Here is a 10522-nt window from a genome sequence, read left to right on the forward strand (position 1 = left end):
CAGGCGATGATGGAACGCATAAACGAGGCGCACAAGTGCATGGTAAATGGTCAAAAAGGTTGACTGTGGTGCTCGCGCTGTGTGCAGGTCTTGTCTCGGGTTGCAGCGGGGTCGGTAACGCGCCGATCAACACCATCAGCAACACCCCCCGCCGAGATTGCTTCTGTGGTGGCTGATACGAAAATCAACGCGCCCATTTTTGATGGGCTCCCTGGTGTTGCGGCCAGTTTGAAATAACAGGTGCTCGGATCGTCGTTGTGAACGGCCCGAGCGCACTTGCTCACATAGTGCGTCTGGCGCTTACAGCGCACTTCCCAATGCCTGCATGGTTGCGCGGACTTCCTGTCCCGGAATATCACGCAGGCGCCGGCCGCTATCGAGCGACAAAATCGCCGCGATGGCGGCGGCCCGGCCGTATTCGAAGCACTGTGCGGTAACGCGCGCCGAGGCCAGTGCTTCGTGTTCGGCGCTCAGGCATCGGCCGGCCACAATCAGGTTTTCGCCTTGTTCGGGCACCAGAGCCAGATAGGGCACTTCGTAGTAGTCATCCAGCAACCAGTGCAGCTTGGGTTTTTCGCCTGCGTGCAGTTCGATCGGCCATGGCACTCTGCAGATGCCGTCATCGCGCTTGCGGCAGGACAGCACATCGTCGTTGGTCAAAGTCTCTACGCCCACGATGCTGCGAGTCTGGCGCACACCGACTTGCGTACCGGTGTTAACCACGTAGCTCGCCTCGCAGCCGGGAATATTGTCCGCGAGAAAGGCGGCATATTCGCGGACCTGACGGCGGCCGGCGATCTCGGCTTCGGTGAAGTCTTCGGGGTCGATGACATTGAGCATATGGCCGTCACGTGCCGTCAGCCGGGTTGCATTGACCAGCAGCTCGCCGGGGCGGGTAGTCGGGAAGATCCAGATTTTTTTACGAGGCAATGCGTAGCGCCCGGCAGAGTCGGCCTGCTCAATGGCCTCGCTGACTTTGGGCGGGTTGATGGTGTCGTCACCCCAATAGGCCAGAAATCGCGGCATGTCGATCTGACCGAGTCTGAAGAACATCGTCGGGTTCTGAATTTTTCCGTGATCCCCGAAAACATAGCCGTAACCGGCGCGCGCAATGACTGCGGCATCGCCGGATGCGTCGATGATGCGCTTGGCCAGGATGACGGAACGCCCTGCAGCCGATTCGATGACGACGCCGGTGCAGGCGTCTTGTTCCATGATGACGCCGGTCACGCTGGTATGGAACAGCGTTTTGGCGCCGGCTTCCTCGACGAACTGATCCGCCGTCTCGCTCCACATGAGCGGATCGTGTGTCACGGTCCAGGTCTTGCCGTAGCGTTGCGGTGCGGTGACGCCGTTGCGGCGGGCCAGCTCGGCGCGGAAACGTTCAGTGAATCCTTGGACGACCTGACGGGGTTCGGCGTGGACGTCGCTCGCCAGATACATGCCGCAGATCGTCCCTGACATACCGGCCACGGCCGCGCCGCCAAAGAATCCGTAGCGCTCTATCACCAAGGTGCGTTTGCCGTGTTCGGCAGCCGTTGTCGCGGCAGCCACGCCGGCGGCACCGCCGCCTACTACCAACACGTCGACCTCTGCCAGGACGGGCAGGTCGGGTACGGCGTCGTAGCGGCTTTCGAGATGCCAGGCGGGGAAATCGGTGTTGTTGCTGTCCATGCTGTTTCCTTCATCAGTGCAAGCCGCCGTTGACGGCGGCTGCCTTTGCGTTAATCGATGTTCTTGTGCACGGTTTCAGGCCCTAGCGCGAGTGCGATCAGGGTCAGGACACCCATACCGCCCATGTAGACCACGATAGGCCACCAGTGCTGATAATAGGTGTAGAGCGCCGTCGCGATAAAGGGCGCCAGTCCGCCAGCCAGCAGCGAGCCGAGTTCCCGCGAAAACGCGAAGCCTGCCAACCGGAATTCGGTATCGAAGAGTTCCGCGTACCAGGCAGCCTGTGGCGACAACATGGCCGGATAGGCGATACCGAGGCCGACCGCAAAGCCCAGCACGACGGCCCAGAAGGCCTGCACATCCAGCAGCATGAAAAAGGGCGCCAGCCACAGCACGGAGACAATGATGCCGCCGAGATAGACTTTCTTGCGTCCGATGCGATCGGACAGCGCGCCGTAGAACGGAATCGTCACGAGCTGGATAGCCGATGCAATGATGACGGCCCACAATGCCATCGATTTTTCCATCTTGAGCGTGGTCACCATGTATGACACGCAAAATACAGGATAGAGGTAGGCAAAACCGTTCTCGCCCATGCGCGAGCCGATGACAATAAAGAAGCTGCGTGGATGATGCTTGATGGCTGAGAGCAGGCCGATCTTCTTTGTCTGCTGCGATTGCTGGGCTTTCTCAAAGGCAGGCGGTTCCTCGATGTTGCGTCGGATCAGGTAGCCGACCAACACGCAGACGGCGCCGAGCAGGAAGGGAATGCGCCATCCCCAGGCCATGAATTGCGCTTCGCTCAAGGTGTTCAGAAAGAAAAAGAACACTGCGTTGGCGAGCAACGTAGCTGCGGCAAAGCCCAGAGGGGCCCAGGCGCCGGCCGCGCCGCGCTTGCCTTTCTGTGCGTGCTCTACGGACAAGACCACGGCGCCCGCATATTCTCCGCCTGCGCCAAAACCCTGGATCAATCGCATCAATACGAGTAATGCCGGCGCCCATAGGCCGATGCTGTCATAGCCTGGCAATAGACCGATGGCGGTGGTGGCGCCGCCCATGAGGAACAATGTCAGTACCAGTACCGTCTTTCTGCCGACCTTATCACCGAGGTAGCCGAGCACGAGTCCGCCTAGTGGGCGAGCGAGAAATCCGACCGCATAGGTGGCGAAAGCGGCGAGGGTGCCGACCAGCGGATCGCTGTTCGGAAAGAAAATCTTGTTCAGTACGATGGCTGCCGCGGTGCCATAGATGATGAAGTCGTACCATTCCAGGACGGTACCGATGAATGCTGCCAGACCCGCTTTCCTGGATTTTTGTGCCTCTGTCTGCGTGGACATGATGGGCTGTCTCCGTGTGCCGTTGTTATGAGTTGGCCGGCGCCCTGGCCTGTGCCAGGGCGCCGGCCGGGGATCAAGAGGTATGTGCGTGAACCTTGCGTTTGCCCAGCACCGCGCCTTGTTCGATGGGCTGCACGAGTTGGGCATACTGCAAGAGATAGGTGCTGTTGCCGCCGCCGAGTTCGAGTTCACGGGGACGCCATTCACTCAGGCGCCGGGCGATCTCGTCCTGCGGAACGTCCATGTCGATCTTGCGGTTGACGAAGTCGATATGGATGGTTTCGCCTTGCCTGACCACGGCGAGGGGGCCGCCGGCTGCAGATTCCGGCATCAACTGGCCGACGATGATGCCCCGGTTCAAGCCGGACAATTCGCCGTCGGTGACGACTGCTACGTATTCGGCGATGCCGGCGCCATTGAGTGCCGCTACGAAACTGCAGGCGAATACTGTGCCGGGGCCGCCGCTGGGACCCATGTTGCGCAGGACGATCACGTCGCCCTTGTTGATCAAGCCTTTGCCCAGCGCCTCAATGGCTTCGTCCTCGCCTTCGTAGATATTGGCGGGGCCGGAGAATTCGGCGCGTTCGCCCGGCACCGCGGACAATTTCACAATGGCCCCATTGGGCGCGAGATTGCCGCGCAGAATGCCTACGCCTGGTCTCACGCTGACGGGATCAGCCAGGGATCGGATGATTTTGCCGTCTTTGACGCGCGCATCGCGGATGTTCTCGCCCACGGTCTGACGCGTCACGGTCAGCGCATCGAGATGCAGGTGTTCGCGCAGTTGGTTCATGACCGCGGGCGTTCCGCCGGCGGCTTCCAGGTCTTCGGTGCGGAAGGGGCCGTTAGGACGTACGGCCGTCAGCAGTTTGATGGACTTGCCGTAGTCTTCATAGAGTTTCACGACGTCCAGGGGCAATTCGGCCTCGGTGGCGATCGCGGCAATGTGACGCACCGTGTTGACTGAGCCGCCGACGGCCAGCACCATCATGACGGCATTACGGATGGACTCTTCGGTGATGATCTTGCGTGCCGAGACGCCGTGGCGGGTCAATTCGACGATCTGACGGCCGGCGGCTTGCGCATATTCGTTCAGGCGGCGGCCGTTGGCCCAGATGGGTGAGTTGCCAGGCAACGTCATGCCCATGGCTTCGGCCACAATATGCATGGAATTAGCGGTACCCAGGCCAGCACAGACGCCAGGCGACTGGATCGCCACATCCGTCATGTCGGTCAGGTCCTTGAGTGTGATCGTGCGGGTCGCCAGCGCGCCGATCTGCTCGTACACGTCGTCGATGTCGAAGAACTGATCCTCGAATTTCTCGTTTGAGCACTTGCCGCCGATCTGGTAGCCACAGGTCAAGAGCAGGGAGGGGACGTCCAGGCGTGCTGCCGCCATGAGATGGGCAGGTGTCGTCTTGTCGCAGGAGGATAGGCAGATCATGCCGTCCAGCACCGCGCCCTCCATCATGCATTCCACCTCGTTGACCATCAGATCGCGGGTCGGCATGAGATAGCGAGCTTTTTTCCCCGCGCTGGTGACAAAGTCGCTGGGGGCCACCGTGCGCACTTCAAACGCCAGGGCGCCGGCATCGCGGATGGCCTGCTGGACCAGAGCGCTGATGGCATCCAGATGGACGTAGCAGCAGGAAAGTTTGTTCGAGGTGTTGATGACGGCGATCTTGGGCTTGTCCATGTCTTCTTCACGGATGCCCATGCTGCGCCACTGGCTGCGCCGCACTGCCCAACGGGTGGAGCCGGGCTCAAAATTGCTTCTGTACATTGCTGCTGTCTCCTGGTTTCGCTGCCCGTACGCGGCTGTGCGACGGATAAGGCTGGGGATGATTGGTATGCTATCTGACTAAAAGTGGTCTGACAACTATCCAATTTGATCGGATTTACCCCAATTGGCAGGAAAATAAAAGCGATGTACGAGAAAGTGGACGGACCATTTTGCTGAAGAATGGTAAAGTTCCGAGTCCCGTAGTTTTGGATGTTCGGCATCGAGCCCACATGAGCAAGCCCCGTTTTTCAATGCTTCCCATCAAGCGCACAGACATTTTTCAAGAGGTGTGCCAGCAGCTTGAGAGTCTGCTGAACAGCGGCCAATTCCAAATTGGAGACAAGCTGCCGTCCGAGCGAGAACTATCCGAGAGTTTTTCTGTGAGCCGTTCGTCGATCCGCCAGGCGCTGAAGGTTCTCGAGGCCGCCGGACGTATCGAGACTCGCGTGGGCAGTGGCACCTATTTTGTCGAAAAGCACGCGGTTGCCACCAGTGGTGACAATTTGAATGCGTTGCTGGCGCAGGGCGTGAGCAAGGAATTCATGCAGCAGCTGATCGCGGCACGTACGGCGGTCGAGCGTGCGGTTTTCGAGGCGTATTCGATCAAGGCCAACAAAGGCGGCATTCGCATCCTGAAAGAACTGATCGACGACAACGCTCAGGACCAGACTGCAAAGGGCGAGTTCGAGGAGAATGCCGGTCTGGATTTGAGCTTTGAGGCCAAGGTCGCCGAGCTGGCCGGCAATCCTATCTTGTCCGCGATGCAGCAGCAGATCCATCAACTATGGACGCAGGCCTGGAGAATCTACGGTTTTGTGCCGGAAAGCCGCGACACGCTGCACCAGGAGCACTGCGCGATCATCGAGGCGCTCGCATCGAAGAACACGTCGCGCGTCATTGATCTGGTGGTTCAGCATGTGGACAAGGAAGTCCTTTAGCGTTCGTATTGCGCTCAATGCCGATTTATCTGCCGCCGACGAGAACGTTGTCAATCGAGAGATCCGGCTTGCTCCGGGGTTCATACCTGCTCTGAGTTGCCAAGACTTGCTATAACAATGGCTGCAACACTCTTTTTTTAGGGCTAGGGAATATGTCGATTCAAACGTTGGGCCGTTGTGGTGCCGTGGTATGTCTTGTTGTGGTGATGGCAGGGTGCATGAGTTCGCGCACGACTAGCCGGCTTTTCAACAAGTGCACCTGGGATCGCGATTCGTGCCTCTATGAGGGATCGTACGAGCCTGACGAGGAAGCGTATGCGGAAGAGGAAGCACGGCGTTTGAATGAGGCGCAAACACGATAGCCGACGCGGTAAGGGCAACGCGTCGGCCTGTCTGGATTATTCGGGTGAATTCCGTACGGCGCACAGAATAGTGGCTTCGGCGACGAGGTCTTTTTCTACAAATGCCTGGCCGCGGTATTTGCAAATGGCGCGGCTTAAGCGCAATGCCTGCACTTCGATGCGTAGCTGGTCCCCGGGCGTTACCGGGTTGATGAACCTCGCGTCGTCAATGCCCAAAAAATAGTAGACCGCCTGTCCTTGTTCCGGCCTGCTTTCCGTTCCCTCGTCGGCGAATGAAAACAACGCCGCAGACTGCGCCATGGCTTCGATAATGAGCGTGCCTGGCATGCACTGTCCGACTGCCATGAATGGGTCGTTGGTGGAGACATTCTTGATTGCGGTGATTTTTTGCCGAGGAATGATCTCAGTTACACGATCAATCAACAGCATGGGATAGCGATGCGGCAGGCGCTCCATAATTGATTTGATGTTCAGGCCCATACGGGAAGTACCTATTCGGTCGCACTGGAGCCCGTGCCTGGCTTCTACGCTGTTTGCGTGCTGGCAGTGTGCCACAGTGCCTGGCATGTTGCGCGGATGAGGGTGATATGAAGTGTTGCCGCGCTTCGTATCCGGCAGTCTGGCACGGATAGCGTTGCAGAACTCGGGAATTCCACGCCGTTTATGCGTTCAATTGAAACTTCGATTGACTTTCCGATGTACGGGGCTCATATTGACGGAGATCTTCAAGTGTCGTGATCGTTGAGCGGTCAGGCGCGACTACCGTGTCATCATTGTCCTCAATCCTTCCTTGATCGTCTGTTTGGGCCGTTGCTCGAACATTACTTATATAAGGAAGTGCTATGGAAACCGGTATCGTCAAATGGTTTAACTCGGAAAAAGGCTTTGGCTTCATCATGCCCGAGAATGGCGGCAAAGATTTGTTTGCCCATTTCTCCGAGATCGAAAGCGAAGGCTATAAGTCGTTGGAAGAAAACCAGCGCGTGAGCTACCACGCCGCCCAAGGCGCAAAAGGCCCGCAAGCCACAAAGATTCGCGTTCTCTAACGAACTCGTCGAGTCAAGAAACCCTCTGTGGAGGGTTTTTTTGTTGATGGCTCGGTATTCAGCCTCGTCTCGCCGTCTCGGTATCTCGCTATTTTTTCCCGGTTTTTGACGCCGGGGTGCGTTTGGCCATTTTGCCGGCCTGATGAACCATGTCGTAGAGCTGCTGCGCAGCGGGTGCCAATGGCCGGCCACGGCGTGTGATCAGCCCGAGCGTGCGGGTAACGCGGGGATGCTCGAGTTTGAGACTGGTCAGCGTGGCATGGCGAGTTAATGGCATGGCTAATTGCGGTACGGCCGCGACGCCTAATCCTGCCTCGACCATACCGAGCAATGTCATGATGTGGCTGACTTCGAACGCACTGACGGTGCGTTTACCGCTCTTGGCGAGGGCGTCGTCGATCAACAGACGATTGCCGCTTTCTTTCGCCACGGTCATAAAGCGTTCCTCCGAGAGTTCTTCCCACGAGACGCTGCGTCGGCGGGCGAATCGATGATCGTTGCGTATCGCCAGCACGAAGTCCTCGCGCAATACGGCTTTGAAATCCATGTCCGGCTCTTGCGTGCCAAAAAAGCTGATCCCAAAATCCGCACGGCCGGTAACGATGCTGTTGAGCACCGTATTGGCCGTTTCGTCGATGATCCGGACCCGGATGCGAGGAAATCGCTCGGAATAGTCGCGGATGACCGAGGGTAAAAAGTAATACGCGACGGAAGGGACGCAAGCGACGGTGACAAGGCCGCCGCGCTGCGTGGCCAGATCCTCGATGCTCAGGACGGCTCGATCCAGCTCGTCAATCGCGCTGCGGGCGCGTTCCAGAAAAACACGGCCTACGTTGGTCAACGATACGCGTCGTGTTGTGCGCTCCAGCAGGCGCGCACCCAGCAGATCCTCGAGTTTCTCAATGCGCCGGCTGAGCGCGGGCTGAGACAGGTGCAGGTCCTCTGCGGCAGCACGAAAGCTGGCACGCTCGGCGACAGCGACAAAGGCCTGCAATTCCTGCAGGTCGAAATTGATGCGTGCCATGCATTAATCCATAGATAAGTTGCAATTCACATAGTAGCGTGCCCGGCGCAGAATTCCTCACATGGAAACCGTAATCCCTTGTGTACTGATGCGTGGCGGTACGTCACGCGGCCCCTTTTTTCTGGGGGATTGGCTGCCTGCCGATCCTGCAGAGCGGGATCGTCTGTTGCTGCTGGCGATGGGCTCGCCCCATGCATTGCAGGTCGATGGCCTGGGCGGGGGAAACAGCCTGACCAGCAAAGTCGCGATCGTGTCCCGTTCATCGAGAGACGATTGCGATATCGATTATTTGTTCGCGCAGGTGTCTGTGGACCGAGCCTCGGTGGATACACGGCCGAACTGCGGCAACATGCTGTCGGGCGCCGCGCCGTTTGCGATCGATGAAGGGCTGATCGCGGCTCGTGAGGGAATGACGGTGGTGCGCGTTCATAACGTCAACACGGGAGCTGTAATTGAAGCAGTGGTGCAAACGCCGGGCGGCCGTATTACCTATGAAGGCGATACACGCATTGACGGCGTTCCTGGTACCGCGGCTCCCGTACGATTGAACTTTCAGGATGCTTGGGGTGCGGTCACCGGACGTTTGTTTCCCACGGGAAACCGGCTTGAAATGATAGAGGGTCTGCCGGTGACCTTGATCGATGCGGCGATGCCGATGGTGTTGATGCGGGCCGAGGATTTTGGGCTGCGTGGGGACGAGACGGCAGCCCAATTGGATGGCAATGTAGCGTTGCTGGAACGGATCGCTCGTATACGCCTGCAGGCCGGCAAGCGTATGGGGTTGGGTGATGTCAGCAATAGTGTGATCCCCAAGCCGGTGTTGCTGGCACCAGCTGAAAACAGGGCGTCCATCCGGTCGCGTTATTTCACTCCGCATGTGTGCCATCGAGCGCACGCGGCAACCGGGGCGGTGGGCGTGGCCAGTGCGTTTTTCATGCCGGGTACGGTGGCGCATCTGTGCGGTGGTCCGGATGTTCAAGACGGGTATCGGACGGTGCGCATCGAGCATCCCTCGGGCGGGATGGATATTGATGTGGCCTTGGACGTGTCTAGCGGCGTGGTGCGCGCAGCGGGGCTGGTGCGTACGGCACGCAAGATCATGAAAGGGATGCTGTATGTGCCCGGTCAGTATCAGATAGGCAGTCACTTGCTGCAACGCGAGGCTGCTTAGCGATTGCGATGATCGATGTGGCGCACGGATGCCGCCGATTACCGTTCATGTGAACGCAGGATCGCAATGTGGGCGCTATATGAGCTGGCCCACGCAACGAATTTGATAAAACTAGGAGACACAAATGGATTTTCTGACGAGCAAAAAGTGGGCGTGTGCCGTCGCGGTGTGCTGTACCTTTGGCATGAGCGCGGCATATGCGGATTATCCGGATCGCCCGATCACTCTGGTGGTCCCAACGGCGGCGGGTGGAGGCAATGATGCCCTGGCACGCGTGGTGGGACAAAAAATGGGAGATCTGCTGGGCCAGTCGATCATTGTGGTCAACAAGCCCGGTGCGCAGGGGGCGATCGCCTCGGATTATGTGGCGCGCCAGCCCGCTGACGGTTATACGCTGATGCTGGGTTATATCGGCACGCATGGCATCAATCCAGCTTTGCAAAAGCTGAACTACGACCCTGTCAAGGATTTCACGCCTATTGGCCGAGTGGCGGATTCGCCTACCATCATGGTGGTGTCCAGCAGTATCGGGGTCAAAGATGTGGCGGGCTTGGTGAAGTACAGCAAGGATCATCCGGACAGCCTGACCTTTGCCTCGGCAGGGGCGGGGACGGCGCCGGCTGTGGCTGGGCAATTGTTCAATCAAGCTACCGGGGCAAATATGCTGGACATCCCGTACAAGGGCTCGGCGCCGGCATTGACCGACACCTTGTCCGGGACGACGCAAGTCATGTTCCCCAGTTTGTTCAGCGTCTATTCCCATCTGAAATCTGAAAAGATCCGGGCGCTGGCGGTTGCCGGGCCAACGCGCACATCTGTTTTGCCCGGACTGCCGACGCTGGCCGAGGCGGGCGTGCCTGGTGTCGAGGTGCCTCAGTGGTATGCGATTTTTGCGCCGGCCAAGGCGGATGCCGCTCTCGTACAAAAGCTGAACACGGCCTTGAATCAAGCATTGAATGACCCTGAAGTCGTCAAGAAAATCGACGAGCAGGGCGCTGAGGTGCATACCAGTACGCCAGCGGAGCTGGGTGCGTTTGTGCAAAGCGAGGCCGTGCGTTGGAAAAAGCTCGCCGCCACGACGGCGCTGGCGGCGCGATAGGCTGCCGGCTTGAGGGCGAGTGAGGCGGTCTGATTCGTGGCCGCTTGTCTGGGAGGAGGATTTCCCTACTCTCAGAGTGATGAATTGA

9 protein-coding genes are annotated in these 10522 nt (G+C 58.7%); 4 read left to right on the forward strand and 5 right to left on the reverse strand.

The features are described from left to right. Positions 1–300 precede the first annotated feature (300 nt). The 3 genes from ACYVIT_RS08915 to ilvD all read right to left on the reverse strand — a co-directional run bounded on the left by ACYVIT_RS08915 (position 301) and on the right by ilvD (position 4794). Positions 301–1674, reverse strand: coding sequence for an FAD-dependent oxidoreductase (locus ACYVIT_RS08915; protein ID WP_415807171.1), 1374 nt, complete (start codon positions 1672–1674; stop codon positions 301–303). Positions 1675–1724: 50 nt separating this feature from the next. After that, positions 1725–3011 (reverse strand): MFS transporter, encoded by a 1287-nt coding sequence (locus tag ACYVIT_RS08920; protein ID WP_415807172.1) that lies wholly within the window; start codon positions 3009–3011, stop codon positions 1725–1727. 73 nt (positions 3012–3084) lie between these two features. Beyond that, the gene (gene ilvD / locus ACYVIT_RS08925) at positions 3085–4794 is read right to left on the reverse strand and encodes a dihydroxy-acid dehydratase (RefSeq protein ID WP_415807173.1); all 1710 of its coding nucleotides are present in this window, start codon (positions 4792–4794) and stop codon (positions 3085–3087) included. Positions 4795–5024: 230 nt separating this feature from the next. On the opposite strand from ilvD, the gene ACYVIT_RS08930 reads away from it, so the two are divergent. Then, positions 5025–5732 (forward strand): FadR/GntR family transcriptional regulator, encoded by a 708-nt coding sequence (locus ACYVIT_RS08930; RefSeq protein ID WP_415807174.1) that lies wholly within the window; start codon positions 5025–5027, stop codon positions 5730–5732. Between the two features lie 398 nt (positions 5733–6130). Here the strand turns inward: ACYVIT_RS08930 and fabZ are convergent, their stop codons facing one another. Then, entirely contained in the window at positions 6131–6574 is a 444-nt protein-coding gene (fabZ, locus tag ACYVIT_RS08935) for a 3-hydroxyacyl-ACP dehydratase FabZ (RefSeq protein ID WP_415807175.1), read from the reverse strand. Between the two features lie 362 nt (positions 6575–6936). Here fabZ and ACYVIT_RS08940 point away from each other — a divergent pair, with 362 nt between their 5' ends. Next, entirely contained in the window at positions 6937–7140 is a 204-nt protein-coding gene (locus ACYVIT_RS08940; RefSeq protein ID WP_415807176.1) for a cold-shock protein, read from the forward strand. Positions 7141–7228: 88 nt separating this feature from the next. Here the strand turns inward: ACYVIT_RS08940 and ACYVIT_RS08945 are convergent, their stop codons facing one another. Continuing rightward, on the reverse strand, positions 7229–8164 hold the full coding sequence (locus ACYVIT_RS08945; protein WP_415807177.1) for a LysR family transcriptional regulator: 936 nt from the start codon (positions 8162–8164) through the stop codon (positions 7229–7231). A gap of 61 nt (positions 8165–8225) precedes the next feature. Between ACYVIT_RS08945 and ACYVIT_RS08950 the strand changes: the two genes are divergently transcribed. Further along, positions 8226–9335 (forward strand): 2-methylaconitate cis-trans isomerase PrpF family protein, encoded by a 1110-nt coding sequence (locus ACYVIT_RS08950; protein ID WP_460478182.1) that lies wholly within the window; start codon positions 8226–8228, stop codon positions 9333–9335. 124 nt (positions 9336–9459) lie between these two features. Next, on the forward strand, positions 9460–10434 hold the full coding sequence (locus tag ACYVIT_RS08955; RefSeq protein WP_415807178.1) for a Bug family tripartite tricarboxylate transporter substrate binding protein: 975 nt from the start codon (positions 9460–9462) through the stop codon (positions 10432–10434). Positions 10435–10522: the final 88 nt, after the last annotated feature.

This window comes from Bordetella muralis, assembly GCF_054781015.1.

What these genes read in the sequence shown, in the direction of transcription:
- ACYVIT_RS08930 (WP_415807174.1), top strand. Translation starts at nt 5,025, where the DNA reads ATGAGCAAGCCCCGTTTTTCAATGCTTCCCATCAAGCGCACAGACATT.
- ACYVIT_RS08950 (WP_460478182.1), top strand. Translation starts at nt 8,226, where the DNA reads ATGGAAACCGTAATCCCTTGTGTACTGATGCGTGGCGGTACGTCACGC.
- ACYVIT_RS08955 (WP_415807178.1), top strand. Translation starts at nt 9,460, where the DNA reads ATGGATTTTCTGACGAGCAAAAAGTGGGCGTGTGCCGTCGCGGTGTGC.
- ACYVIT_RS08940 (WP_415807176.1), top strand. Translation starts at nt 6,937, where the DNA reads ATGGAAACCGGTATCGTCAAATGGTTTAACTCGGAAAAAGGCTTTGGC.
- ACYVIT_RS08920 (WP_415807172.1), bottom strand. Translation starts at nt 3,011, where the DNA reads ATGTCCACGCAGACAGAGGCACAAAAATCCAGGAAAGCGGGTCTGGCA.
- ilvD (WP_415807173.1), bottom strand. Translation starts at nt 4,794, where the DNA reads ATGTACAGAAGCAATTTTGAGCCCGGCTCCACCCGTTGGGCAGTGCGG.
- ACYVIT_RS08945 (WP_415807177.1), bottom strand. Translation starts at nt 8,164, where the DNA reads ATGGCACGCATCAATTTCGACCTGCAGGAATTGCAGGCCTTTGTCGCT.
- ACYVIT_RS08915 (WP_415807171.1), bottom strand. Translation starts at nt 1,674, where the DNA reads ATGGACAGCAACAACACCGATTTCCCCGCCTGGCATCTCGAAAGCCGC.
- fabZ (WP_415807175.1), bottom strand. Translation starts at nt 6,574, where the DNA reads ATGGGCCTGAACATCAAATCAATTATGGAGCGCCTGCCGCATCGCTAT.